Source organism: Salinivibrio sharmensis (assembly GCF_001995985.1).
Taxonomy (GTDB): domain Bacteria; phylum Pseudomonadota; class Gammaproteobacteria; order Enterobacterales; family Vibrionaceae; genus Salinivibrio; species Salinivibrio sharmensis.
In genome coordinates this window covers 46854-73602 of record NZ_MUFC01000008.1, presented here as the reverse complement: position 1 = coordinate 73602, position 26749 = coordinate 46854, and the positions used below count along the sequence as shown (strand labels likewise).

Annotated in this window: 18 protein-coding genes; 7 read left to right on the top strand and 11 right to left on the bottom strand. The window is 49.1% G+C overall.

Features of this window, described 5'->3' with window-relative positions; genetic code table 11:
* Window positions 1-9 precede the first annotated feature (9 nt).
* The 5 genes from BZG74_RS09380 to pepN all read right to left on the bottom strand — a co-directional run bounded on the left by BZG74_RS09380 (window position 10) and on the right by pepN (window position 9760).
* Window positions 10-564 carry a cell division protein ZapC gene (locus BZG74_RS09380; protein ID WP_077772357.1) on the bottom strand — a complete coding sequence of 185 codons (555 nt, stop codon included), beginning with the start codon at window positions 562-564 and terminating at the stop codon, window positions 10-12.
* A gap of 139 nt (window positions 565-703) precedes the next feature.
* Window positions 704-1717: a quinone-dependent dihydroorotate dehydrogenase gene (gene pyrD / locus BZG74_RS09375; RefSeq protein WP_077772356.1), complete on the bottom strand. Its 1014-nt coding sequence runs from the start codon at window positions 1715-1717 to the stop codon at window positions 704-706.
* 65 nt (window positions 1718-1782) lie between these two features.
* Window positions 1783-6603, bottom strand: coding sequence for an NAD-glutamate dehydrogenase (locus BZG74_RS09370; protein WP_077772355.1), 4821 nt, complete (start codon window positions 6601-6603; stop codon window positions 1783-1785).
* Window positions 6604-6807: 204 nt separating this feature from the next.
* On the bottom strand, window positions 6808-7026 hold the full coding sequence (locus tag BZG74_RS09365; protein ID WP_077772354.1) for a DUF2835 domain-containing protein: 219 nt from the start codon (window positions 7024-7026) through the stop codon (window positions 6808-6810).
* Window positions 7027-7150: 124 nt separating this feature from the next.
* The gene (pepN, locus tag BZG74_RS09360; RefSeq protein WP_077772353.1) at window positions 7151-9760 is read right to left on the bottom strand and encodes an aminopeptidase N; all 2610 of its coding nucleotides are present in this window, start codon (window positions 9758-9760) and stop codon (window positions 7151-7153) included.
* Between the two features lie 279 nt (window positions 9761-10039).
* On the opposite strand from pepN, the gene pncB reads away from it, so the two are divergent.
* On the top strand, window positions 10040-11212 hold the full coding sequence (gene pncB / locus BZG74_RS09355) for a nicotinate phosphoribosyltransferase (protein ID WP_077772352.1): 1173 nt from the start codon (window positions 10040-10042) through the stop codon (window positions 11210-11212).
* Window positions 11213-11302: 90 nt separating this feature from the next.
* Here the strand turns inward: pncB and BZG74_RS09350 are convergent, their stop codons facing one another.
* The 4 genes from BZG74_RS09350 to BZG74_RS09335 form a co-directional block, all read right to left on the bottom strand.
* Entirely contained in the window at window positions 11303-11905 is a 603-nt protein-coding gene (locus BZG74_RS09350) for a hypothetical protein (protein WP_392397590.1), read from the bottom strand.
* A gap of 260 nt (window positions 11906-12165) precedes the next feature.
* A complete protein-coding gene (gene prc / locus BZG74_RS09345; protein WP_077772350.1) occupies window positions 12166-14175 on the bottom strand; it encodes a carboxy terminal-processing peptidase in 2010 nt (669 codons plus the stop codon).
* A gap of 17 nt (window positions 14176-14192) precedes the next feature.
* A complete protein-coding gene (gene proQ / locus BZG74_RS09340) occupies window positions 14193-14849 on the bottom strand; it encodes an RNA chaperone ProQ (RefSeq protein WP_077772349.1) in 657 nt (218 codons plus the stop codon).
* 114 nt (window positions 14850-14963) lie between these two features.
* Window positions 14964-15422, bottom strand: a complete 459-nt coding sequence (locus BZG74_RS09335; protein WP_077772348.1) for a GAF domain-containing protein — start codon at window positions 15420-15422, stop codon at window positions 14964-14966.
* Between the two features lie 76 nt (window positions 15423-15498).
* On the opposite strand from BZG74_RS09335, the gene BZG74_RS09330 reads away from it, so the two are divergent.
* From BZG74_RS09330 to BZG74_RS09320, 3 genes are read left to right on the top strand one after another with little or no spacing between them, the layout of a single operon-like run.
* Window positions 15499-17298, top strand: a complete 1800-nt coding sequence (locus BZG74_RS09330; protein ID WP_077772347.1) for an ABC transporter ATP-binding protein — start codon at window positions 15499-15501, stop codon at window positions 17296-17298.
* A gap of 3 nt (window positions 17299-17301) precedes the next feature.
* Window positions 17302-18555 carry a paraquat-inducible protein A gene (locus tag BZG74_RS09325; RefSeq protein ID WP_077772346.1) on the top strand — a complete coding sequence of 418 codons (1254 nt, stop codon included), beginning with the start codon at window positions 17302-17304 and terminating at the stop codon, window positions 18553-18555.
* Window positions 18518-21154, top strand: coding sequence for a PqiB family protein (locus BZG74_RS09320; protein ID WP_077772345.1), 2637 nt, complete (start codon window positions 18518-18520; stop codon window positions 21152-21154). The genes BZG74_RS09325 and BZG74_RS09320 overlap by 38 nt, the downstream gene beginning before the upstream one ends.
* 243 nt (window positions 21155-21397) lie before the next feature.
* On the opposite strand, the gene BZG74_RS09315 is transcribed toward BZG74_RS09320, so the two are convergent.
* A complete protein-coding gene (locus BZG74_RS09315; RefSeq protein ID WP_077772344.1) occupies window positions 21398-22231 on the bottom strand; it encodes a CvfB family protein in 834 nt (277 codons plus the stop codon).
* Between the two features lie 184 nt (window positions 22232-22415).
* Between BZG74_RS09315 and BZG74_RS09310 the strand changes: the two genes are divergently transcribed.
* From BZG74_RS09310 to BZG74_RS09300, 3 genes are all read left to right on the top strand, one after another.
* Window positions 22416-23885: a protein adenylyltransferase SelO gene (locus tag BZG74_RS09310; protein WP_077772343.1), complete on the top strand. Its 1470-nt coding sequence runs from the start codon at window positions 22416-22418 to the stop codon at window positions 23883-23885.
* A 168-nt stretch (window positions 23886-24053) separates the two neighbouring features.
* A complete protein-coding gene (locus BZG74_RS09305) occupies window positions 24054-25109 on the top strand; it encodes a 3-deoxy-7-phosphoheptulonate synthase (protein ID WP_077772342.1) in 1056 nt (351 codons plus the stop codon).
* 52 nt (window positions 25110-25161) lie between these two features.
* Entirely contained in the window at window positions 25162-25644 is a 483-nt protein-coding gene (locus BZG74_RS09300) for a YajQ family cyclic di-GMP-binding protein (protein WP_077772341.1), read from the top strand.
* Between the two features lie 81 nt (window positions 25645-25725).
* On the opposite strand, the gene BZG74_RS09295 is transcribed toward BZG74_RS09300, so the two are convergent.
* The gene (locus BZG74_RS09295) at window positions 25726-26463 is read right to left on the bottom strand and encodes a substrate-binding periplasmic protein (protein WP_077772340.1); all 738 of its coding nucleotides are present in this window, start codon (window positions 26461-26463) and stop codon (window positions 25726-25728) included.
* Between the last annotated feature and the right edge of the window lie 286 nt (window positions 26464-26749).

Here is a 26749-nt window from a genome sequence, read left to right as displayed (position 1 = left end):
GAAAACCACTCAGCCCACTAACGCAAAGCGACCTTTTTGGCTATGTGTTTGAAGTATTGGTTGCGATAGCCGGTCGTTCATTACTTTAATCGCACCACAAAACGCCATTGTTTTATTCGCGCTCAGTTCAAAATCAGCCTCACGTGCGAGCATGCAGAGCGAGGCAGAACCGGCGTTCTCTATGATAATAAACGGCGCCCTATCCCCTGTTTGGCTGGTGAGCTCGACTATTTGCCCCCACTCAGGGGTTGCGATAGTGTCTTGTTGTGGCTCGAAAAACCAGCTTTTAGGTAAGATAGGTTTGTGGAAGCGATAGGCTGCCACTGCATTCAAAGCGAGTTCGGCCTGACGAGGGCCGGAAAGAGAGAGGTTTGACAGTGGATCTGTCAAACGTTGAAAGAGTGATGCATCCTCAACAGAAAATGGGGATGATGAGAACGCATCGGGGATGAGGTGTTTGGCGTTGACCGCCACGCGAAAAACCATGTCGTCGCCTAAATCCAGCATTAGTGAATTCGACGTATTATCGAAATACCATCTCCATGCATTGTTAGGTTTTAACATACTTCAGCTCCCGCGATGACTCACTAACTGGGTGTCTGGCGATACCAAAACTGCCATTGCCTGAAGTGTAATGGGCTGAAGCGAAAAAAAAAGGGGAAGAAAACGCCCCCTTTTATGCCTTAAGACTTTATTTACTAAGCTAAATATGACGCACGATTTGCTTTATCAGCCCAGGGCCTTGGTAAATCAACCCAGAGTAGACTTGCACCAGATCAGCACCTGCTTCGAGTTTTTCACGCGCCGCGGTGACCGAGTCAATCCCTCCCACTCCGATAATAGGCATTGCGCCATCAAGTGCACGATGTAACTGACGAATAACCTCGGTGCTTTTTAGTTGAACAGGACGGCCACTTAGCCCGCCTGCTTCTTGGTAGTGTGGCATACCATCTACCAATGAACGCTCAAGCGTGGTGTTGGTCGCAATCACACCATCGATCTGATGACGAATCAGTGCTTGCGCCACTTGTTGAATTTCTTCTTCACTCAAGTCTGGGGCAATCTTTACCGTCAGAGGCACGTATTTATCGTGGACGTCTGCCAACTGCGCTTGTTCCGCTTTCAGTGTGCCAAGGAGTTCGTCGAACATGTCACCGTATTGCAACGTGCGTAATCCTGGGGTGTTGGGCGATGAAATGTTTACAGCGATATAGTCAGCATGTGGATACACTTTTCGCATGCAGGCGACATAGTCATCGGTGCCCTGCTCGATCGGTGTATCTTTGTTCTTACCAATGTTAATACCCAATATACCGTTGAAGTTTTTCGCACGTTTAACATTCTCCACTAATGCATCAACGCCGTGGTTGTTGAAACCCATACGATTAATAATGCCTTCCGCCGCTTTAATGCGAAAAAGTCGCGGTTTATCGTTGCCTGGTTGCGGGCGTGGCGTCACTGTCCCCACTTCTACAAACCCAAAGCCCATCGCGCCAAAGGCTTCTATGCACTCGCCGTTTTTATCTAACCCTGCCGCTAAGCCAACGGGATTATTAAAATTAAGTCCCATCACAGTGACTGGACGAGGAGGAAGATGCTGGGAATAGAAAAAACGAAGCGGGGTGTGATGAAATCGAGAAAGGGTGTTAATGGTTAGATCGTGTGCTTTTTCTGGATCTAACTGAAAGATAGCCGGTCTGGCGAGGCGGTAAAGCATTATCCCTCCTAATAAAAAAGCCCCGTATAAACGGGGCTAGATTATTGCGTTATTGGCGCTTTAATTCAATTTAAATTTAACAGCGATAACTCACGCAGGGCGACGGAGAACTTGGCAAACTCATGCACGGAGCCTACTTTGAACTCATCAACAATACTCTGCCAACGGCCGAGGATGACCACATGCTCATCCATCCATTGTGCAAGACCCGTTTCGGCATCTTGGTCATCAGCCATTTCTGACACAATACGAGCGGTGAGTAAGCGTTGTTGCCAATCCAAATCTTCACGGAAGGACGCACGCGCCAGCGCTTGCCAGTGGTTATCAACGGGCTGGTTATTGATTTGCTTCAAGAACCAGTGCAGTGACAAGCTATCTCCTAGCACATAGTACAAGCGCGCTACCAACTCGAACGGTTTATTCAGCTGCTCTGACACCTGTGCTAAGTCCAGTCCAGAGAACACGCTGGTTAGGCGGCATACTCTATTGGCAAGCGCGTCAGGCACCCCTGCCTGCCGCAGTGTTTCCGCCTGCTGGTCATGCTCTTTGATCTCGCTCTCAACCAGATAGTCATCCAGGTGCTCGATCAAATTTTGTAACGCTGGGCGATAGAAGGCGACTTGCGCCTCGATGCTCTCTCCTTTGCGTTTATTGCGTAACATCCATCGCGTTGCTCGGCGTAGCATGCGGCGGCAACGGAATAAGATATCGTATTGCACTTTGGCAGCAACATGATTATCAAGCTCTCGAACACTGTCAAACAGTTGCTCGAAACCAAACACATCACGCGCAATCGCGTAGGATTTGGCAATGTCACTGACGCTTGCCCCAGTTTCATCTTGCATACGGGTAATGAAATTAAAGCCCATGTCATTCGACATCTGGTTTGCCAGCGCCGTCGCGATGATCTCGCCGCGAAGTGGATGGGATTCCATTTCTTGGCGATAGTGACGTTGTAACTCTTTCGGGAAGTAGCTCGGCAATAGTTGACCGAAGTGCGCATCTTGCGTCACCTCATCCACCACCAGCTGCTCTTTAAGTACCATTTTTCCGTACGCCACCAGCACCGCAATTTCTGGGCGTGTTAGGCCCGTGCCACGTAGGTTGCGCTCAGATAAGGTCTCATCATCAGGTAGATACTCGAGGGCTCGATCCAACTTCCCTTCTTTCTCTAAGTAGTGAATAAAACGGATCTGCTCTTTGAGTAGCGCCGCTTGCTGATTATGGGTAACGGAAATGGACTCACTCTGACTGTACGCATCTTCAAGCACGATATCAGACACTTCATCTTCCATCCGCTCCAAAAGCTCGTTACGCTTTTTCATGGTCAAGTCGCCAGCGGCCACCAGCCCATTGAGCAAAATTTTGATATTCACTTCGTTATCGGAGCAATCGACCCCACCAACGTTGTCAATGAAGTCGGTATTGACGCGACCGCCTTTGAGCGCATATTCGATCCGCCCTAATTGCGTCATCCCTAAGTTGCCGCCTTCACCGATAATACGTGCACCGACCTCGTTGCCGTTAACACGCAACCCGTCATTAGCGCGATCGCCAACAGAGGTATGAGTTTCATCAGACGACTTCACATAGGTGCCGATCCCACCATTCCAAAGTAGATCCACTTTGGCTTTTAAGATCTGTTTAATCAGATCGTTCGGTGCTATGGATTGCTTGCGTGTACCAAGCAGCTTTTGGATCTCTGGCGTTAAAGTAATGGACTTAGCGCGGCGGGAGAATATGCCCCCACCTTTGGAAATTAACTTGCTGTCATAATCTTCCCAGCTTGAACGCGGCAGGTTGAAAAGACGCTGTCGCTCTTTCCAGCTTTTCGCGGCATCCGGCTCTGGGTCAATAAAGATATGCATGTGGTTAAACGCGGCCACTAGGCGAATATGTTTAGACAGCAACATGCCGTTACCAAACACATCTCCCCCCATATCACCAATGCCGACACAGGTAAAATCAGTGGTTTGGCAGTCAATATCAATTTCGCGGAAATGACGTTTCACCGACTCCCACGCACCGGCTGCGGTAATCCCCATCTTCTTATGGTCATAACCATTAGAACCACCAGAAGCAAACGCATCACCCAGCCAAAAGTTATATTGCTCAGAGACACTATTAGCAAGGTCGGAGAATGTCGCCGTCCCTTTATCCGCAGCAACCACGAGATACGCATCGTCTTCGTCATGACGTACAACGTGTTGCGGCGGTGTCAGACTGCCTTCTACGATGTTATCAGTAATATCAAGCAACCCTTGGATGAAGATCCGATAGCAGCGCTTCCCTTCTGCGAAAATCGCATCGCGACCGAAAAGCTGATGTTGGCGCTTGCAGACAAATCCGCCTTTCGCTCCAACAGGCACAATCACCGTGTTTTTCACCTGCTGCGCTTTGACAAGGCCGAGCACCTCGGTACGGAAATCTTCTTGGCGATCTGACCAACGTAGCCCGCCACGTGCCACCCTACCTCCGCGTAAATGCACCCCTTCAACGTCTGGGGAATACACGAAAATCTCAAACGCAGGAACGGGTTTAGGCATATCCGGGATCTCGGAGGCCTCGAGTTTCAGTGACAAGTAAGGCTTGTCTTGGCCGTTCTCCGGATCTTTTTGGAAGAAGTTAGTCCGTGTGGTCGCCAGCATGATCTCCATGTAGCGACGAATGATACGGTCATCATCAAGGCTCTCAACATTATCGAGGGCCTCTTCGATATCATTGATAATGGTGTCTTGCGCGCGCTTGGTTTGCTTACCCGCCGGATCAAAGCGCGTGTTGAATAGTTTTACCAAGAAGCTGGCAAGTTGAGAGTGTGAAGACAGTGTCTCTTCAATATAGGCTTGGCTAAATGGAAAACCAATCTGGCGCATGTAGCGCGCATAAGCGCGTAAAATCGTGACCTCTCGCCCCGACAGCCCAGCATTAAGCACTAAACGGTTAAAGCCATCGTTATCCAAACGGCCATGCCAAATATCTGCAAAGGCATGCTGGAAACGATCTCGTGCATTCCCGAGATCAAAGGCGGATCCCGCACTGTGCAACATGGAGAAGTCAAGGATCCAGTATACATCTCCTTGGCTGGTTTCCACCTCATAAGGCGACTCACCAATCACTCTCAGTCCGAGGTTTTCCAGCATCGGCATCACATCAGACAGATGAATAGGTTCGCCTTTTTGGAACAGCTTAAGGCTAATCGCATTCGACTGATGACTCACCTCCTGGGGACGATAAAGCAGCATATCAAGCTTGTTATCATCACTGAGGCCTTCAAGGCGCTCAATGTCAGCAACGGCTGAGCCCGGGAGCATGGCTTCTTTGTACGAACGCGGGAAAGCGCGTAAATAGCGTTTGGCGATCGGTGTGCCTCGGTTCTCACCAAAGTTTGCAATTACCGCCTCTTGCAGGCGATCGTCCCACGACGACGCCGCCTCGGTTAAATTTTGTTCGATCTTCTTCACATCAATATCGAAATTGTTGTTTTCTACTCGGACAATATAGTGCGTCCTTGCCAAGGGGCTTTCCGAGAAGAAAGTGGTAAATTCTACCGTCTGATCAGAACCAAAGTATTGCTGGAGAATACGCTGGGTTTGACGACGGAACTCGGTGTTATAGCGTTCACGAGTGATATACACCATGCACGAGAAAAAACGCCCAAACGGATCGCGACGGACGAACACCCGCAACATGTCGCGATCTTGCATCTGTACCACGCCCATACCAACGTCGCGCATTTCGTCTTCCGTCGCCTGGAACAACTCATCACGCGGGTAGTTTTCCAAAATGTTGGCGAGCGCTTTCCACGAGTGTGACTCACGATAAAAGCCACTGTTGTCGAGAATGCGGCGTACTTTATTTCGCAGGACAGGAATGCTTGCCGTGGATTGGTTGTAGGCGGAGGATGCGTAGAGGCCCGTGAAACGGTGCTCGCCAATCACATTGCCTTGCTTATCGAACTTTTTAATGCCGATGTAATCAACATAAGCGGGACGGTGAACTCGTGATTTGGCGTTACTTTTTGTCAGCACCAGTAGCTCTTTTTTCAACGCTTCAGCGCGGGCTGACTCTGGCATTTCTGACAAGCTGAGTACCACGGGCGATTTATGTTTTTTCGCTAAGCCGAGCGCATTACAGTCTGTGCTTGCTCGCAGTTCATAATCCCCTTCAACCGGCACTAAATCAAAACACTTGTACCCCATAAAGGTAAAGTTGTTGTCAGTAATCCAAGTCAAAAACTCGATCGCTTCTTGCCGACGCTCGTCATCAATTGGCAGCGGTGTGTCTTTCAGTTCCGACACCAACTCAAGCATCTGCTCTCGCATCGGCTTCCAATCGTTCACCACCATCACAACATCCGTTAAAGTTTCAGACAGCTCAGCCTCTAGTGCCGCCATCTCTGACTCATCGGACATTTTGTCAATTTCGATATGGAACGTGCTTTGGAACTTGCCGTTATCACCACCGATGGCAACCACATCACCCTGCTCATTCTTTTGTGATTTTATCGGGGTGTTGAGCATCAAGTGGGTGGTGATCCCCAAACGATTGAGTGCCATGCGCACCGAGTCAACCAAGAAAGGCGCGTCAGGTGCTAAGATTTCGACAATGGTATGGGTTGACTGCCATCCATTGCCACTGAGGCTGGGGTTAAAGACTTTTACAAAAACTTTATCTTGTTCAAAGGTGTTGAGGTGGTGCCACAAACTCATCACAGCACCGTAGAGATCTGACTCATTGCGTTCCTGCAAGTCATCATCAGAGATTTGACCCAATATCCTTTTGGCTAATGCATCGACAAGTGGTTGTTGAGTATCATCCAGTTTATCGGCAATCAACTGATAAACCTTCTCAAGTAACACAGGTACTATAGGGTCACGCGAGGTCATTCTGGAGCTCCGTTGTCCTTTTTTAGAACATTATCGTTGTGTGTATTCAGAGGTAAACATTACGTTAACAAACGCACTGTCTAGTGTAAGGCTTGGCAGATAAAAACGTTATAGGTAAACGGCTGGATTTACGCGAATTTCGCCAGAATGTGACTGGTGTGGCTATTTAAACAGAAGAATTGGTGAGGCTTTACTCGGCGGCCACTAAGCAACCCGCATAAGAGATTGGAACTTATGATTCGCGTCTGTCACCAGTTTAAAACGCCCGCGTATACCGAGTTGCGATAAGAAAGGACGAAAACGCGAAGCGGGAATTTGCAAACGCAGCCCCTGATCGGATGTCACCACCACATTGGCCGCGGCGCCACTGTAGTAGTGTTGATACTCTGAGTAAGCAATGTAAACGTTAAAATAGTACTCCATGTCTGCCGATTAACCTATCACTGTGAGATCGCTACCCAATATACCACCTAAATCAAAAAGCCGCCCAAGGTGGACGGCTTTTCACACTTGTTAACGCTTGGGTAATTTTATCCCAAATCGTTTCTTACTGCTCAAGTGTTTTTTCAACTTTTTCATAAAGATCCGCAGCTAAGTTATCCATATCGGCCAACTCTTGCAGCACTTGACGCATCTTCGCCTGACGATCTTGATCGAAGTACGCCAGCTTGAGCATAGGATCAATCAACCGTGATGCTACCTGCGGGTTAGATTGGTTGAGTATCACTAGGATCTCTTTCAAAAACCGGTAGCCGCTACCATCTTGGGCATGAAAACGAGCCGGATTACGATTACAAAATGCCCCGACCAAACTGCGTACTCGGTTAGGGTTTTTGAGGGTAAACGCCGGATGGTCCATTTGCGCTCTAACTTGGTCAAGGGCATTGTCTGCTGGGTTTGCCCCTTGCAGCATAAACCATTTGTCCATTACTAGCCCATCATGCTGCCATTTATCACTGAAATCTTTCATCAGTGGTTCACGGCACGGCAATTGCGCATTGTTAGCGGCATTCAATGCTGCCATGGTGTCTGTCATGTTATTCGCGTCTTGATAGTGGCGCTCGACCTGCGTGTTGCCGTTTTCGGTGTGAGCGAGGTAGCTCAAACACGCATTACGTAAAGCGCGTTCACCGATGGCTTTGTGGGTTATCTGATACTCAGGTTGGGCATACTGACGGTATACCGCATCAAACTCATCCACCATGTGATCGGCGAACTGCTGTTTGAACGCCGCCATCACCTGGTGAATTGCATCAACGTCAACGGTGTCAAACCACCCTGCCACTTCGGTTTCACTTGGAAGGTTAAGCACTTCTGCAATCAAAGCCGGATCCGTGTTGTCACTGAGTAGTACGCCACGGAACGCATCAATCACAGACAGAGGTACATCAATGGGCTGCTCGTTTTGTACCCGTGCGACGTTCGCTTTAATGTGTTTGGCCAATAGGCTCTGACCCGCATCCCATCGCGCAAAGTCATTACGGGCATGTTGCAGTAAGAACGCCAACTCCTCATCTTGATAATCGTGATCCAGCTTCACTGGCGCCGAGAACTCGCGCAGCAGTGATAGCACAGGTTGCTGATCCACCTCATCAAAAATAAAGGTTTGCTCTGTCTCCGTAACCGCGAGCACATTGGAGACGCTCTCACCGTGACGCTGTAACTTAATCACACTACCATCACGACGATAAAGCTCAATATCCAATGGAATATAAAGCGGCAACTTCTCCTGTTGATCCGCCGTTGGCGGGGTGTGCTGAGAAACATGCAGTGCTAACTGTTTGCTATCAGGATCATAAGTCGATGATACGCTGAGCACTGGCGTTCCCGACTGGCTATACCAACGACGGAACTGGGTCAAATCAATCCCAGAGGCATCCTCCATCGCTTGAACAAAATCATCACAAGTGGCTGCTGTACCGTCATGACGTTCAAAGTAAAGCTTGACCCCTTTTTGGAAGCCTGCTTCACCTAAAATAGTATGCATCATGCGGATCACTTCACTGCCCTTCTCATACACCGTCAGGGTGTAAAAGTTGTTCATCTCGATCACCTTCTCCGGTCGAATCGGATGAGACATGGGACTGGCATCTTCAGCAAACTGTGGGCCGCGCATAATACGTGCGTTATTGATACGATTAACCGACCGCGAGCCTAAATCAGACGAAAACTCTTGGTCTCGGAATACCGTTAACCCTTCTTTGAGGCTTAGCTGGAACCAATCACGGCATGTTACTCGGTTCCCCGTCCAGTTATGGAAGTACTCATGACCAATGACCGCTTCGATGCCGAGATAATCAGTATCGGTTGCGGTTTCTGAGTTTGCCAATACATACTTGGAGTTAAAGATGTTTAACCCTTTGTTTTCCATGGCGCCCATGTTGAAGAAGTCAACGGCAACGATCATGTAGATATCCAGATCGTATTCAAGATCAAATCGATCCTCATCCCATTTCATTGCGTTTTTAAGTGAGGTCATCGCATGATCGGCACGATCCAAATTGCCTTTATCAACAAAAATCTCCAACGCCACATCACGGCCAGATCGCGTAACGAACGAATCGCGCAACACATCAAAATCACCACCAACCAGCGCAAATAGGTAGCTTGGCTTGGCGTAAGGGTCATGCCATTCAACCCAGTGTCGGCCACCTTCCAATTCGCCAGACGCGATCTTGTTACCATTACTGAGTAAGTACGGATAGTTTGCTTTATCCGCAATCACCTTAGTGGTAAAGCGAGCTAACACATCGGGACGGTCGAGATAATAAGTGATCCGGCGAAATCCTTCCGCTTCACACTGGGTGCAGTACGCCCCGCCCGAGATATAGAGTCCCTCCAACGCGGTGTTGTTTTCTGGGTCAAGCTGGGTTTGCACAGTTAATGTGAACGCGGCGGGAACGTCTCGGATTATCAATTTACCCGCTTCTTCACTGTAAGCCGTCCAAGGGTCGCCATTGATATCTAAGCGCACTAAGGTTAGCTCGTCACCGTCTAGCACGAGATCCGTGGCGTCACTATTTAGGCGTTTTACCTGGCTAACGGCAGTGACCAGGGTATTGTTCGGATTGAGATCAAACTCAAGATTGATGTCCGTAATAGTGAAATCCGGTGCACGGTAATCATCACGGTATTTGGCGGTGGGTTGTTGAGACATGTCGTTTCCTTCTTATCGAGTGTACCTCAGCCAACGAACTGTATTCATTCGCCCAAGGGCGATTTTTGCATGCCATACCATACCGCGGCTTGGCATAGATGACTATAGATTTAACAGTTTGTTATCAAATGTTTGCGTTTACATTCAATAAACACTGCATAATGTCAACGCAGCCTGCCAATCCCGACTGAAATATAATGTGACGACGGTTAAATTTTATAAAAATTACGGTACTATGGCGGTCATTTGGTTTTGTAACCCGTAAGGCGTTCACTACGCATGCACAATCCGATCATTACATCGCTTTTGGATACTGATGCTTATAAAATCAACATGCAGCAAGCTGTATTCCATCATTATCCTGATGTCCAAGTTACCGCGGACTTTTACTGTCGCAGTGATGAAGACCTGTCTTACCTATGTGAGCAAGTGGTTGAGCACATCAATTATCTGGCCACTCTGCGGTTTCAACCCGACGAGCTTGATTACCTCAACGCTCTAGGCCTTTATCACACCGACTTTTTGACGTTTTTATCACGCTTTCAATTCGATCCTGATCAAGTGGCTGTTGGCGTTGAAGACGGCCAATTGGCGATTCATATCAGCGGGCCTTGGCAAGAGGTTATTCTGTGGGAAGTGCCTTTGCTCGCTATCATTTGTGAGTTGAGAAATCGCGCCTGCTACCCTCATCACACGGTCAATGATGCGCTCTCGCGTCTTGATGATAAGCTTGCACACCTACCAAAGGATGGCTTTGCCGAAGGGTTTCAGTTGGTAGACTTTGGCACACGACGACGGTTTTCTCGTGAGGTGCACCACGCGGTAGTAACACGGCTGCACACCGTCTACCCGCCGTTGCAAGGAACATCTAACGTATGGTTGGCCAAGCAGCTCGGACTCACGCCTGTTGGTACCCAAGCGCATGAATGGTTTCAAGCGCACCAACAGCTCGCCGGTCAACTATCCGACTCGCAGCAACTGGCGTTGCACGTATGGTTGCAAGAGTATCCGGAGACTCTGGGCATCGCCTTAACCGACTGCATTAACATGGACGCCTTTTTACACGACTTTGATCGTTCACTTTGCCACGCCTTTAGTGGGTTGCGCCATGACAGTGGTGACCCCATTACCTGGGGCGAGAAGGCCCTCGCGCATTATCAGGAGCATGGTATTGATCCTAAGGACAAAACGCTGGTCTTCTCCGATAGCCTCACATTGGCCAAGGCGGTGCAGATTTATCAACATTTTGCCGATAAAGCCACAACCTCATTTGGAATCGGTACACAGCTAACCTGCGATCTGCCCAATGTGAAAACACTCAACGTAGTGATCAAACTCACCAGTTGTCAGGGTAAGCCTGTCGCTAAAATATCTGATGAACCCAATAAAGCTATTTGTAAAGACGACAACCATTTATCTGCATTAAAAGCAGCATTCAAATTGCCAGACTAACTCTGCCGGTTAATCATTCGCTCACAAAAGGGTCGGTGTTGCCACCGACCTTTTCTCGCTCAACCTCTATTACTGACAATATTAACAGCGTTACCTTTGCCGTTGCAGTACCGCCTCCATACCAAATACGTCATTGGTTAAACGCAAGGTATCTGAGGCAAGCTGGTATTGTGATGAGTGACGTCCTTCTTCGTAAATCAGCATCAGATTGTCACCTTCCACCAAATATACACCGCGGTGAGTAATGGAGCGGCCATCGTTACCGCGAACTTGCATCGCAAAGAGGAAATCGGGACGAAGTTTAAGCGAGACACCATCTACTTCTTCACTCACATCATCCCCTCCAATGCTGTTTGAACGCCACACGCCGGAGAGATCGTCAGGTAGCAGTTTGGTAAACACCGCCCCCTGAAGCTGCAATTGATTATGGTTTAACTGGTAGGCATGCACTTGATCCGCTCCCTGCCCGTCGTACAACCGCAATGCTTGATGATTCACCGCATAACTGCCTGCCGCGGTCTCGAGCTGCCCATCACGACGTAGCATATCAATACGGAATTCATAATGAGAATTAAACGAAAGGTTAATCGCTTTATACGGATGGCTAGCATTTGAGTCTTCCTCAGCACTAAACCAATACCATTGACCAAGCAGTAATGGCACATCAAATCGCGCTAAGTCGTCACTGCGCACTGGCAATGCCATCACTAAGGCCAGAACAACACCCAATAAGCAACGCATACCCTCCCCCTCATTGGCAGTAATGCCTTAACGATAAGGTTAGACTGACTTCTCAGTTTTATGCAGTTTTTTGAACAAGATCTCGTTTCATGTGGGTTGAACCCGCCTAGTCGTCACCATAACGTCACAAAAAAAGCCTAGGCCAATGGCCTAGGCTCTCAGAAAACGTCGTCTAAAAACGCGGCTCGTGTTTAACCAGCGGCGTTAGACCACTAGCGGTCAAGTGCCATGACGTTCGCCAAGTCCTTGGTGATGCTTGCTGCCTCATCTAAGTATGCATCTGGCTCTTCATAGTCTTTGGGCACATCATCGAGCGTTTTAAAAGGTGGCTCTCCCAATGCTTCCTGGCGTGCATTCAATCGCGCCAAACGCTCTTCGTCCTCCCGATCCATTTCTTTGCGGCGTTTTTCCTCATTCAAAGAGATCGTATTTTGATCTTTCTCTTCTTGGTAACGCGCAATGTCTTGTCGAATAAAGTCGAATTCGCGATCGCCTTTGATACGCGCTTTATGCTTCTCGGCCAACGTGCTTACCACAGACGAAGGAAGCGACCTTGGTTGATAGTCCGCTTTTTCAATCCGATCCCAAGGTAGTGCATTCTCCTCAACACTCTCGCCTGTTTCATCCGGCGAGACGGGTGAAGGGAACGTAATATCGGGAACAACCCCTTTGTTTTGCGTACTGCCACCACTGATCCGGTAAAACTTCTGGATAGTGTATTGTACGTAACCCAGCGGTTTGTCGAACAAGTCATAAATATGGTTAAGCGAACGATGTTGCTGCACGGTCCCTTTACCAAAAGATTGCTCACCAATCACTACCGCGCGATCGTAGTCTTGCATTGCTGCTGCAAAGATCTCAGAGGCTGACGCACTGTAGCGATTGATTAATACCGTCATCGGGCCATCGTAGAAACGTTTGCCGTCCGTATCACTGTTGACTTTCACTCGCCCATAGCTATCTCGCACTTGTACAATGGGCCCTTGCTCAATAAACAAGCCACTGAGTGCCGTCGCCTCACTGAGCGCACCGCCACCGTTATTTCTTAAATCCACAACGATGCCGCTGATCTCCTTTTCTTTGAGGCTCGCGATTTCTTTCTTGGTATCATCTGCTAATCCAACGTAAAAGCCCGGCACCGTCAGCACGCCAATTTTCTCGTCGCCGCGTTCGATCACATCGGATTTTACTGCACGATCTTCTAAGCGTATTTTGTCACGAGTAAGTGTGACATTGTAACTTTTAGCATTCGCCCCTTCAGGTAAGATTTTCAGTTTAACTTCACTGCCTTTAGGGCCTTTAATCAGCTCGACCACATCACCCAGTCGCCAGCCAATCACATCAACAATGGCTTCGTCTTCTTGCCCCACACCAATAATGCGGTCGCCGGGGGAAAGCTGCTTAGACTTGGAAGCTGGGCCTCCCGCCACAAGTGAACGAATCACTGTGTACTCGTTTTTCACTTGTAACACCGCCCCTATTCCCTCTAGGGATAAGTTCATTTCCGACTGGAATTGCTCTGCGTTACGCGGTGACAAATAGCTGGTATGAGGATCCACCTCACGGGCGAAAGCATTCATGTATACCTGAAAAACGTCTTCACTGTGGCTTTGAGTCAAACGCTTCAAGGCACTGTTATAACGTTTGCCCAGGGTCTCACGAATTTCTTTATCCTCTTTCCCCGTCAAGCGCAGGTTCAAGGCATCATTTTTAACCCGTTTGTCCCAGATGGCATCCAGCTCGGCTTCGTTTGCCGCCCATGGCAACTCAGTGCGATCCAGCACCATGCTCTCATCGGCGGAAAAATCAAAAGGCTTGTCCAACACTTTTAACGCGTACTGGTATCGCTCAAAGCGCTTTTTCAATACACGATTGTAAATGGCATACGCCGCTTCTGTCTCACCCGACTTAAGTTGGTCATCTAAGCGTGTTTTCCAGCGCGATAGACGTTCAACATCATCTTGGGTTAAAAACACGCGGTTGTAGTCAAGTGTCTCCAAGTAGCGGTCAAAAATCGCAGCCGAAAAAGCGTCGTCCAGAGTAAACTGCTTATAATGAGAACGAGTAAATCGAGAAGTTACACGCTTGGAAGCGGTTTCGTGTTGAGGTTCGGCAGACAGTGAGGGCAGCTCACTGAGTTGGAAGTTGGCTTCTACAGCCTGGGCAGAGGCTGCCAGCATCAAGCTGGCAGCGATTACCGAAACGCGGCGTCGACAAAACATGCGTCGAGGAGTCTCCTTTAGGCGCTGAGGTGCTCCGCTTTTACTAACATGGTTAACCCGTTAGTCAGGCGAACACGCACCTCATCCTTGTTAATTTCAACAATGGTCGCTGGCAGATTACCGTTGCCCATGTTCACATTCACGTCTTTACCTACGACAACATCGTTGGCGCTGAGTTCGCGACGTGGCTCACTCTCTTTCTTAGTCATTTTAGCGGGCTTTGGTTTACTTGTACGGCCTTTCGCTGATTGCGCGGCCGCCTTCTTACCTTTTGGTGCAGTCTTACCTGCATTTTTCGCCTGGCCTTCTGACTTTTTCGCTTGTTGCTGCTTACGACGCTCTGCCGCACGCGCTTTGCTTTCTGACAAGGTCTGCGCAGCATGGTCTATATGCTCTTGCTCAAGCTCGCCACATGCATTGCCATCAAGATCAACGCGTGACGCCCCTGGTTTCACGCTGTGCAGATAACGCCAGGAAGACGTGTACTGGCGAAGCGCAGCGCGCAATTGGGTTTTGCTTACCTTGGGATCGCCTTCAAGACGTGTCGCAAGATCTTGAAAAATACCAATTTTTAATGGCTTGGCTTCGCCTTCAACAGTAAAACATTTAGGGAAACGTTCAGCAATATAGGCAATGACTTCTTTGCTGTTCGCGAGCTTTTCAGTATTTTCCATGTTTTTTCCTGGCCTGCTGTGGTTAGCCACAGCAGCGTATCTACGTGTATTTAAGTATGAAAGTGGTGCGTATTATAGATACCTGATATGAAAAAACTACCAAGATTGGCGAAATCACAAGTGTTTTTGCATTTCTTTGACCAAGGTAGCCAGTCCATGTTCATCTTCTTGGTCAAAGCGACCGATACTTGGACTATCAATATCCAGTACTGCCTGCAATTGGCCATTAACCCGAACAGGCACCACAATTTCAGAGTTACTCGCCGCATCACACGCAATATGCCCTTCAAACGCGTGCACATCTTCTACTCGCATCACGGTATCTTGGCGGTAGGCGGCTCCACATACCCCTTTATCATAGGGAATGCGTACACAGGCCGGTTGACCTTGAAACGGGCCGAGAACTAATTCTTCTCCCTCGTCGAGATAAAAGCCAACCCAATTAATATCATCCAGTTGACTGTTTAATAAAGCGCTCACATTGGCGAGCTTGGCGATAAGGTTGGGCTCCCCTTCGCATAAAGCAACCGCTTGTTGCGTTAACAAGCGGTAAAAATCGGCTTTGTTTTCCATAAATCACTGCATCTCAAACAACAAGACCATTACAATAGAAATAATCCAAAGACTTTTCAATTGAGTATCACTATTTATGATCACTTGGCGCTGGCTTCTTGACCAAGCTCGTCCTCATCGCACCCGGCTTATTTGGGCAAACGTGGTTGCGATTGCGGCAACCTTGGTCAGTGTCCCTATCCCGTTGCTCATGCCGTTATTGGTCGATGAGGTGCTGCTAGACAAGCCAGACTGGGGGCTTGAGATACTCAACACCCTGCTCCCAACGAACTGGCAGCACGCGGCCGTCTATATCGCCTCTGTATTGGTGATTGTGGTGTTAATGCGTGTGATTAGCCAGGGGCTCAATATTTTGCAAAGCCGCCAGTTCACGCTCGTCGGCAAGGCGATTACCTATAAGATTCGCCAACACTTGATTGCCAAGCTCGGGCGAATAAGTATGCGAGAGTATGAGCTACGCGGAAGCGGTGGACTCACCTCCCACCTGGTGACCGACGTTGAAACCATCGATAAGTTCATCGGTACCACGCTAAGCAAGTTTATCATCGGTATATTAACCGTGACTGGCACCGCTGTGGTCTTGCTTTGGATTGATTGGCGATTAGGTTTGTTTATTTTGCTTATCAACCCTATCGTTGTCGCGCTAAGTCGAGCGCTAGGACAGCGTGTTAAGCACCTTAAAACCCAAGAAAACCAATCTTTTGAGCGTTTTCAGCAGCGGTTGGTTGATACCCTTGATGGCTTGTACCAACTTCGCGCCGCCAATCGAGAGCGTGAGTACTTGCGTCAACTTGACCACAGTGCCAGTGAGATTAAAGACAGTGCTGACAAATATGCGTGGCAGTCCGAAGCCGCAGGCCGCTTGTCGTTTCTGATGTTCTTGATAGGTTTTGAACTCTTTCGCGCAGTGGCCATGGGCATGGTCTTTTTTAGCGATTTGTCGATTGGTCTGATGTTTGCGGTGTTTGGCTATTTGTGGTTTATGCTCGGCCCAGTGCAAGAGCTGCTCGGGATCCAATTTGCTTGGTACAGTGCTAAAGCCGCAATGACACGTATTAATGAGGTTTTGCAACTGTCCGAAGAGCCTCGCCGACCCGCGGGCATTGATCCAAGTCGCATCACCGCCCACACACAGGCCTCAGGGTTAGCGGTCGAGATTGATAATCTGCGCTTCTCCTACGATGAGGACAAATCGGTACTCAATGGTTTAAATATGCATATCCCTGCTGGCCAGCGTGTGGCATTAGTTGGGGCCAGTGGCGGCGGAAAATCAACCCTCATTCAGTTGCTGTTAGGATTGTATCCGGTAGAACAAGGGGATATACGTTTTAACGGCCACTCGATTAACCATGTCGACATGGATGCCCTCCGTCATCAAATTGCCGTGGTATTGCAACAGCCAGTGCTGTTTAATGATACGTTGAGAAATAACTTATGCTTGGGGCGTCATCTTGCCGACACCGCACTTTGGCAAGCTATTGAGCACGCCCAGTTGGGGGATGTGGTGGCACAGCTCACCAACGGGCTCGATACACCGCTTGGTCGCCAAGGGATCCGTTTATCTGGCGGTCAGCGACAACGTGTCGCGATTGCACGAATGCTCCTGAGTGACCCTAAACTGGTGATCTTGGATGAAGCGACCTCCGCGTTGGATACCGCCACCGAGCGCGCATTACATCAAGCCATGCAGACATTTTTGGCGGGGCGGACGACCTTGATCGTTGCTCACCGCCTCTCTGCGGTAAAGGAAGCAGACGTGATTTACGTACTTGATGAGGGGCAAGTCACCCAACAAGGTACGCATAGCGAACTTGTTAATGCGCCCGGGGTATATCAAACCTTGTACGGGCAAATACAACAGGCAGCGGGAAAGTAAACCATGGCGCAGACATCAGACAAACCATTTACCACCTTCCAACCATTGGTTAGGTGTTCGGGGTGCGATCTGGTGTTACAGCCATGCCAGACAACTTATGACCACCTTGCTATCTGTCCACGCTGCTCAACCAAACTGGCGCATGGGAGACGCTTGTCGTTTAATGGTGAAATCGCACTAGCGCTCACTGTATTGTTGCTCTTCTTGCCCGCGCACCTTCTTCCCCTTCTCTCAATCGATTTGTTGGGGAAAACCATCACCACATCGGTGCTCACCGGCGCATCGCTACTCTGGCCTCAGTTTCCTTTTGTCGCCAGTTTGGTGGTGTTTTGCGCATCATTGGCACCGCTCGTTTTTACCTGTGCACTACTGATCATGCATGTATCGCGGCGCCGACAGGCCATGCGATGGTTTCGTCCTGCCGTAAGGGTTATTGCTCACAGTCGTCATTGGGTAATGGCCGACGTTTTAATGGTCAGCTTGGCCATTGCTTGTTTTAAGATTCAAGATTACGCCACCTTACACTTCTCACTCGGGCTTGGTTGTTACGCCGTCATCCAAATTCTACTGTCTATCTTGCTCGTACGGGTCAACACACAAAGGTATTGGGATGCGTTTGCTCAGCCAACGCCTCTTGACAGTCATTCATCTTTGGTGCGCTGCGACCACTGTGGACTGACGCAAACCTTCAAGCCAGGCACCAAGTGTCAGCGATGTGACCAAGTGCTCCATCCGCGCATGATACGCAGCGAACAAAAAACCTGGGCCTGTTTGATCACTGCTACCATTTTTCTGTTTCCGGCCAACCTGTTCCCAATCTCCATTTTGTTCTCCAACGGCATTCGACTTGAAGACACCATTTTTTCCGGCGTCGCGAGTCTGATTAATAATGGGATGCCTGGCATCGCCGCAATCATTTTTACTGCCAGTATCGTCGTACCCGTAGCAAAAATACTTGGTCTGAGTTTGATCTTGATAAGCTTACGACGCTCTACCTCTATCACACCTCGTCAACATATGTGGTTATATCGGGGCGTGAAATGGATTGGAAAATGGTCGATGATGGATTTATTTGTGATTGCGTTTATGGTCGCCTTAGTCGACCGTGGCCGCATTATGGATTTTATGCCTGGGCCGGGCGCCATTGCCTTTGGCTTAGTGGTGGTGTTAACCATGCTTGCCACCGAATTTCTTGATACGCGTTTGATATGGGATCATCATGAGCGACAAACAAGACATACCCGCACCGATCGTTAAAAGCAGTTATGGCCTCTCTCCATTGTGGATACTGCCCGTATTGGCCTTATTGATGGCCGCTTGGCTGCTGTTTCAATCGATCAGTGAAGCGGGACAACGAATTCAAATCCTCTTCAGTGATGCGCAAGGGTTGGAAGCCGGCCAGACCACCATCCGCTATCAAGGGTTGGAAGTGGGCAAGGTACGCAATATTACCTTGGCGGATGACTTAGATGGTATTTACGTTGACGCCAATATCTATCCAGAGGCGACGCAACTGCTCACAAGTGGCACCGAGTTTTGGCTTGTGAAGCCTCGCGCCTCGGTCACTGGGATCAGTGGCCTCGAAACCTTGGTCTCAGGCAACTATATTGCCTTACAACCTGGTAGTGGTGAGCCCAGTCTTTCCTTTGTCGCTCGCAATGAACCGCCAACCGATATGGCAGAGAAAGCCGGAACCACCGTCAAGCTACAGGCACCGACTTTAGGTTCATTAAATGTCGGATCGCCTGTTTATTACCGCAAAATTCGCGTAGGTGAAATATACAGTTATCGACTTGATGAAGACGCACAAGGGGTGACGCTCTCGGCATTGATTGAACCACCATTTGCCCATCTCATCAAAACGGACTCGCGCTTTTGGTCAGTCAGTGGTTTAAAAGCCAATGTTGATGTATCTGGCGTCGACGTACAGCTAGACAGTGTCGCCAGTTTGATAGCCGGAGGCATTGCCTTTGACTCACCTGACACCAGCCCACGCTCTGATACCGCTCGCCCTTTTAAGCTTTATCAGAGCCTTACCCAGGCATCGCGAGGTCAATCAATACAGATAGCTCTGCCTGCGCAACACGGCCTTCCCAACGCCGGCGCTAAAATCACGTATCAAGGCCTAGAAGTCGGCGAGATAACCCGTATTGAGGTAAGAAAAAACCAGCCACGTCCGATTGCTCACGCACAGATTGATCCCAGTATGACGTGGTTGCTCAATCAAGAAACGCATTTTCAGGTTGAACAGCCGCAAATTGGCTTTAGTGGACTGAAAAACCTCGGCAACCTGGTGTTAGGTAACTATTTAGCCCTCAAACCCGGCTCCCAAGACGCTGATACGGCCAAACCAGACCATGTGTTCATCGCTCGCACCAGGCACCAACAACAAAAGCAAATGACCGATGCCCTCACAGTCACCTTAACCGCAGACGATGCCTATGGCTTAACCCAGCACACCAAAGTATTGCATCGCGGCATCCAAGTGGGTTTTATTGACCGCATCGCGCTTAATGAACGTGACACCGTCACTTTAGAGCTGTTGATTTATCCAGAGTACCGCCATTTGGTAAAGCAACAATCGCAATTCTTTATTCTTGGTGGAGTCACTGGCGAGCTCAGTGGTGACGGCTTCAATGTAGTAGTGCCGGCGATGGAGCAAATTGCTGATCCGGCTTTAAGCTTTACCAGCGAAGGAGCAAAAGGCGTTAAAAAGACGTATCCGCTTTACACCTCCCCCATTCAGGCCAAGCACGCCAAACAAGATGCACGCGGTGAAACACGTTTCACCTTGATTGCCAGTCGCATGCCCAGCGTGAGTGAGGGAAGCCCGGTGATGTACCGAAATTTCGTGGTCGGCCACGTCGAAGGGTATCAACTTAACGGCAGCAGTGTGTCCATCGCCATTGCGGTGAATAATCGCTATAAGCATCTGATTAATCCGCAAACCGTATTTTGGAATCAATCGGGGCTGGATATCAAAGCCAACCTCAGCGGTGTCGAGATTAATACAGGCTCGTTACGTTCATTGGTTAACGGTGGTATTGCGTTCGGCACCATGCCTGGTATTAGTAATAAACGAAACGGAGATTGGAAGCTTTACCCCTCAAAACAAGAGGCCGCTCAATACGGTGTTGATATTAGGCTAACGGTTGACCAGGCCAATGGCGTGAAAGTGGGCAGCGCGATCCGTTATCAAGGGGTCGATGTTGGCGAGGTGATCACCCTAAGCCCTGATTTCGACCAGGAAAACGTAACCATTCAGGCTCGCCTCTACCCTGAATACAAAACTGCGCTTGCGCGAAGCGGTAGCTATTTTTGGCTGACTCAACCTGTGCTCAGCCTCACCAAAACAGAGAACTTGGACTCGCTATTTGGCACCTATATCTCAGTGGTTCCCGGAGACGGTGACTTCACCCAACAGTTCACCCTCCATGACTCACCCAAATTCCCAAAAGGGTTGACACTCATCTTAGAGAGCGACGCGCGCCACTCTATCGCCCCTGGCACACCGGTATTACATCGCGATATAGAAGTGGGGATCGTCTCTAACGTCCAGCTGGGCGAACTGTCGGACCGCGTGGTCTTCGAACTACAAATCGCGCCGCAGTTCGCACACCTTGTCCGTGAAAACACCGTATTTTGGAATGAATCAGGGGTCGACGTATCTATTGGCTTGACGGGAGCGGATCTAAAAAGTGGCACCATTGATAGCTTATTAAAAGGCGGGATTGCGTTTTCGACGCCAGACGACCAACCCCTACAACCGATCGCAGCTAATAAACGTCATTTCTTATTGCATAGCGAGGGGAAAAAAGCGTGGCAAGCATGGCGAACCGCCATTCCAAAGCCATAACCGCTCGTGCAAAGCGGCCATTGATAGGCTCGCTAAAAGCAAATCAGGGATCTCGCCGTGCTCGCTAGGTCCCTGATAATACCTTCTATTTCACAAAGTCGTGTCACAAACTGGCACATCACTATTGATAGACTACACTTTAGTAATCACAACCTAAATATTGGCATATGGCTCCTTGAGCCTTTTCCCTGAACCCGGAACAGGACGTGCCGGGTCTTTTTTTGATCTCAAAAGGTGACAGTGTCACTTGTTGAGATAAATCCCGTCCGCTTCGATACGAATTTTACGTTGCTTGTAAAGTCCGCCCAACGTCTTTTTAAACGTGGCCTTGCTGGTACGGAAAAGCGCAAAAATCGCGTCCGGCGAGCTCTTATCATTGAGCGGTAAAAAGCCCCCTTTGCTCTCAAGCGTCTTCATCACTTTGTCACTCAGGTCATCAACCCGCGCCTTGCCGTGCTTTTGTAGAGAAAGATCGATTTTGCCATCCTCACGCACGGTCTTTACAAAGGCACTGAGCTTTTTACCGATAAACAGCTTCCCGAACGCTTCAGCGCGATAAATAAGCCCCCAGTGCTGATTATTCACCACACATTTAAAGCCGAGATCCGTGATATCCGTAATGATTACCGACACTTTGTCGCCCGCTTTTAGACGCGGCTTTTCGTCGCTGATAAACTTGTTGAATTTGCGGCTAGCGACGATACGGCCCGAGGCTTTATCCGTGTATACGCGAACCACATAAGGCTTACCCTCTTCCATTCGCGTGCGTTGCTCACTAAAAGGCACCAACAAGTCTTTGCTCAAACCCCAATCGACAAATGCGCCGACCGAATTGACACCAACACAGCGCAAAGACGCAAACTCGCCCACTTGCACCAATGGCGTTTCTGTAGTGGCGATAATATCGTCTTCGGAATCGAAGTAGATGAATACTTTGAGCTCGTCGCCGACACGGGTATTCTCAGGGACGTACCGAGTTGGCAGCAAAATATTGCCGAATTCATCACCATCAAGAAATACGCCGAAGTCTGCCTGCTTCACTACCGTCAATGTGTTGTATTGGCCTAGTTTAATCATTGTCTCAGTGCTGTAAAAAATAATGCCCGTGAGTATACGCAATTTGCCCCTCAGATGTGGAACAAATCCATTTTAGGTGAGAAAAAAAAAAACACCAAGCGATACCTGCCAATACCCCTACTTTCTATCTCTTGTTAGCCACAGCCAAGCTGTTACGCTTAAACCATAAACCAAGGGGGAAGATATGGCAGTATTTGACGGTGAACATATTCGGTTTAGCTTTAGTCAGCTAGGCAGTGCTTTTGGCAATGCAGTGAAACCAACTCCCCTCGATAATGGCCGGCTTCTAACGTACAACGCCGCGCTGGCTGATGAGCTTGGATTAACGACGGCAGATATTCATAGTGAAACCTTTCGTGCGATTCTGTCTGCAGAAGCGCCGCTTGCGGGTCGCCAACCCTTTGCAATGAAATACACAGGCCACCAATTTGGTCAATACAATCCTGAGCTTGGTGATGGCCGTGGTGTGTTATTGGGCGAGTGGCGTGATGATAAAGGCACACTGTGGGATTGGCATTTGAAAGGGGCGGGAAAAACCCCCTACAGTCGCCATGGTGATGGGCGTGCGGTATTACGTTCGACACTCCGTGAATATCTCGCCAGTGCGGCGATGCAAGGGCTTAACATCCCTACCACGCAAGCACTTGCGATGGCGACCAGCGATACCCCGGTGATGCGCGAGCGTATTGAGACCGCCGCAACGCTGCTTCGCGTTACCGAGAGCCACGTGCGTTTTGGCCACTTCGAGTACTTGTTTTACAGCCAGCAGCACGATGCGCTGGGTACGCTGGCCGACTATGTCATTGCACGCCATTTTCCTGAGCTTGCCGAGGCCGAGAAACCTTATGCCGCATTGCTACAAGAAATTGTCGAGCGCACGGCAGAAATGATTGCCCAGTGGCAAGCGGTTGGTTTTAATCACGGCGTGATGAATACCGACAATATGTCGATTTTAGGCCAGACCTTCGATTATGGCCCCTATGCCTTTTTGGATGATTTCAACCCGAGCAATATTTGCAACCACACTGATTACTCTGGGCGATATGCCTTTAATCAGCAACCCGCCATTGCGCTATGGAACCTCTCTGCGCTTGGCTATGCCTTTACCCCACTGCTTGAAAGTGACGTGATTAATGACATTCTCGGCGGTTACGAACATCACCTCCAGGTGGCTTATAGTAAGGTAATGCGCAATAAACTAGGGCTCTCCGATGCCCAGCAAGGAGACAGTGATTTGTTCAATGCCCTATTCTCGTTGCTCGAGACTCAGCGCGTCGATTACACGCTGTTCTTTCACAGGCTCAGCCACATCACACAAGACTCGTTATTAAGTGCAAAGACACTCAGTCAGTTTAACGACCTCGTATCAGATGCCGATGCCTTGACGGCTTGGTTAAGCGAATACCACCAACGGGGAGCAGATCATGACGACAACACTCGCCTCGCTTGCATGCAGGCCACCAACCCAAAGTTTGTTTTGCGTAACTATTTAGCGCAACAAGCAATCGAGGCAGCAGAGCAAGGTGACATGCAGCCAACGCATGATTTGATGCGCGTACTGGCTGAGCCTTTTGGATCACACCCCGGTTTAGACCATCTTGCCCGACGTCCCCTTGATGATGAGAAAGATCTGACGTTAAGCTGCTCATCCTAATACATGCGCGCCTCCGCCATTTATCTTGCTGAGGCGCACAATGCCCGGCGTGGAGGGTATTCTGATAAGAAAAACCCAACAGATGTCACATTGGTGCTTTCATAGGCGGCGTTTTTTGCTATCTTACTGGCTTCGCAACAGAATAAGATGTGAGGAAGGCTGTCCTCTATGCCACTGAAAACCGATGAGCTTCGAACACGCGTGGTCGATACCATGCCCACGCCCGCAGAGGTGGAAGCTGCCCACCCCATCAGCGACAGTGTTGCTCACCATATCACCGCCGCACGACAGGCTATCAGTCGCATTCTTAATGGTGACGACCAGCGACTTCTCGTGATTGTCGGGCCCTGCTCCGTCCATGATCCTGATGCGGCACGTGATTATGCAACCAAGCTTAAAACTCTGGCGGACAAATACACCGACCAATTATTGGTGGTGATGCGCACCTATTTTGAGAAACCTCGTACTGTGGTCGGCTGGAAAGGTCTCATCAACGACCCCCACCTTGATGGCAGCGGAGATATTCGTGCAGGGCTATTCACCGCGCGAGAGCTGCTGTTGGATATCAATAGAATAGGGATCCCTACCGCCACTGAATTCCTTGATATGATCACGGGTCAATACATTGCCGACTTGATCAGCTGGGGAGCCATCGGCGCCCGTACCACTGAATCACAAATCCATCGCGAAATGGCCTCTGCGCTGTCCAGCCCAGTTGGATTCAAAAATGGTACAGATGGCAATATCCGAATTGCCGTTGATGCTATTCGTGCGAGCAGAGAGTCGCACCTTTTCTGCTCACCGGACAAAAATGGCAGCATGACGATTTATCGCACCGCTGGTAATCCCGATGGCCATGTCATTTTACGAGGCGGTCATCAGCCCAATTATTACGCCCAGGATGTGAAAGCGGCCGCGCAAACGCTAGGTGACTTCGGGTTACCTGCCAAGCTTGTGGTAGACTTCAGCCACGGTAATTGCCAAAAACAACACCGTCGCCAACTGGATGTGTGTGCCGATGTTGCTGAACAGATCCGCAATGGCGAACAAGCGATTGCTGGCATCATGGCTGAGAGCTTCTTACAAGAAGGCAACCAAGCCATGGGCAGCGACCAATCACGCGTGTATGGCCAATCTATTACTGACCCGTGCTTGGGCTGGGCCGACACAGAGCGCTTGCTTGAACAACTTGCTGACGCAGTCGCGTCACGCCAAAGTAATTAATTACTGATGATTATTGGCATGGCCCTGTCATGCCCCCAATTAGGACAAGATTATGCCTTCGTTTGATATTGTATCTGAAATAGACAAAGTTGAGCTTAAAAACGCGGTTGATAACGCGAATCGTGAGCTTGCGACACGGTTTGATTTTCGTGGTGTAGAAGCCAGCTTTGAGCTCGATAAAGAAACGGTCAAAGTGATTGCTGAGGCTGATTTTCAGGTAAACCAAATGATGGATATGTTGCGCAATAACTTAGCAAAGCGTGGCGTGGATGCTCGCGCAATGGACATCCAAGATATGGTGCATTCTGGGAAAAGCTTTTCTCAGCAGGTGAAATTTAAAAATGGCATTGAAACGCCAGTGGCTAAGAAGATCACCAAAGCAATCAAAGATGCCAAAATGAAGGTGCAAACGCAGATTCAAGGCGAACAGGTGCGGGTTACTGGCAAAAAGCGTGATGATCTGCAAGCGGTGATCCAATTGATTAAAGAAAGTGATTTTGAGCAACCTTTCCAATTTGAAAACTTTCGCGACTAATCAACACGGCGCAACGTATCTTAACTAAAAAAACGGGCTCATTTAGCCCGTTTTTTCATTCCCACAGACAATTGAACTGTGCTATTTGTACTTGCTTTTAATTTCGTCAAGCGTGCCATCGGCGGTCGCTTGATCAATGCCCGCTTGTAGCTTTTCAACATAGCTATCTGGCGTGTTTTTACTAAAGCTGTAGTAGAGCTGAGACTCATCCAATACATGAACCACTTCAAACTTGCTAGTATCAATATTGTTTTGGCTCATAATAAAGGCGCTGACGTTTTCCTCGTACGCCCACATGTCTACCCGCCCGGCAGCCAGCTGTTTGGCTAGCAAATCAGCTTTGGGTGATAATCGCAGCGCACCTTCATCAACGCCCATTGAACGCAGCAAATGCTCTCCGACATCATCACGGACTACCCCAACTTTGTAGTTGGCAAAGTCACCTGCACTATCGATGCTGATCCCTTTACTTTTCGGCGCCCACACCACAATCTTGGTGTCTGTGATCGGCCCTACCCATTTGAACTTATCTTCCCGCTCATCCGTTCGTGTGGTTGAGAACAACACTGTGTTCGGCTCAGATAGCGCGGTGGCGTAGCCTCGTGCCCATGGCTGAATTTTCACCTGATCTCGGCTAACCGGATCACCTGCAGCTTTTGTCGCTGCTTCGAGAAAATCAACCGCAATCCCCTTTAATTCTCCGCGCTCTTCGTAGTTAAACGGCGGATACACCTCAGTGATGTAATCAAGATCGCCTAAGTTTGCGGCAACCGTCGTGGTCGAGAAAACCAGCAAGCTGGCGGCAATGAGTGACTTCATTGGACTACCTCTATTAACCTTCCATTAAACGTGCTCAGCCAACATTGTAATTATTAGCTCAAACCAAATAAGGTGAGTGAATGGGAACAAGCGATTACGTTGTCATCATAAACTCACTACTTTAGTGTAGTCAGCTTCCCTTCACCTTGCGTATTTTTGCTGGAGGTTGTGATCTAACTTCCGTTTTTTTCATGTGCAAGCATATGAATAAGAAGGTAAAAATGAAGCAACCTGTGCGTTGGATGAATTAAAACACTCCCCGCACAGACTCTACAATTCCCGCATA

Coding starts and splice junctions, on each gene's coding strand:
- pyrD (WP_077772356.1), bottom strand. CDS start 1,717: ATGCTTTACCGCCTCGCCAGACCGGCTATCTTTCAGTTAGATCCAGAA.
- BZG74_RS09320 (WP_077772345.1), top strand. CDS start 18,518: ATGAGCGACAAACAAGACATACCCGCACCGATCGTTAAAAGCAGTTAT.
- BZG74_RS09300 (WP_077772341.1), top strand. CDS start 25,162: ATGCCTTCGTTTGATATTGTATCTGAAATAGACAAAGTTGAGCTTAAA.
- BZG74_RS09315 (WP_077772344.1), bottom strand. CDS start 22,231: ATGATTAAACTAGGCCAATACAACACATTGACGGTAGTGAAGCAGGCA.
- BZG74_RS09365 (WP_077772354.1), bottom strand. CDS start 7,026: ATGGAGTACTATTTTAACGTTTACATTGCTTACTCAGAGTATCAACAC.
- BZG74_RS09295 (WP_077772340.1), bottom strand. CDS start 26,463: ATGAAGTCACTCATTGCCGCCAGCTTGCTGGTTTTCTCGACCACGACG.
- pncB (WP_077772352.1), top strand. CDS start 10,040: ATGCACAATCCGATCATTACATCGCTTTTGGATACTGATGCTTATAAA.
- BZG74_RS09325 (WP_077772346.1), top strand. CDS start 17,302: ATGGCGCAGACATCAGACAAACCATTTACCACCTTCCAACCATTGGTT.
- BZG74_RS09370 (WP_077772355.1), bottom strand. CDS start 6,603: ATGACCTCGCGTGACCCTATAGTACCTGTGTTACTTGAGAAGGTTTAT.
- BZG74_RS09380 (WP_077772357.1), bottom strand. CDS start 564: ATGTTAAAACCTAACAATGCATGGAGATGGTATTTCGATAATACGTCG.
- BZG74_RS09305 (WP_077772342.1), top strand. CDS start 24,054: ATGCCACTGAAAACCGATGAGCTTCGAACACGCGTGGTCGATACCATG.
- BZG74_RS09335 (WP_077772348.1), bottom strand. CDS start 15,422: ATGGAAAACAAAGCCGATTTTTACCGCTTGTTAACGCAACAAGCGGTT.
- BZG74_RS09330 (WP_077772347.1), top strand. CDS start 15,499: ATGATCACTTGGCGCTGGCTTCTTGACCAAGCTCGTCCTCATCGCACC.
- prc (WP_077772350.1), bottom strand. CDS start 14,175: ATGTTTTGTCGACGCCGCGTTTCGGTAATCGCTGCCAGCTTGATGCTG.
- BZG74_RS09310 (WP_077772343.1), top strand. CDS start 22,416: ATGGCAGTATTTGACGGTGAACATATTCGGTTTAGCTTTAGTCAGCTA.
- pepN (WP_077772353.1), bottom strand. CDS start 9,760: ATGTCTCAACAACCCACCGCCAAATACCGTGATGATTACCGTGCACCG.
- proQ (WP_077772349.1), bottom strand. CDS start 14,849: ATGGAAAATACTGAAAAGCTCGCGAACAGCAAAGAAGTCATTGCCTAT.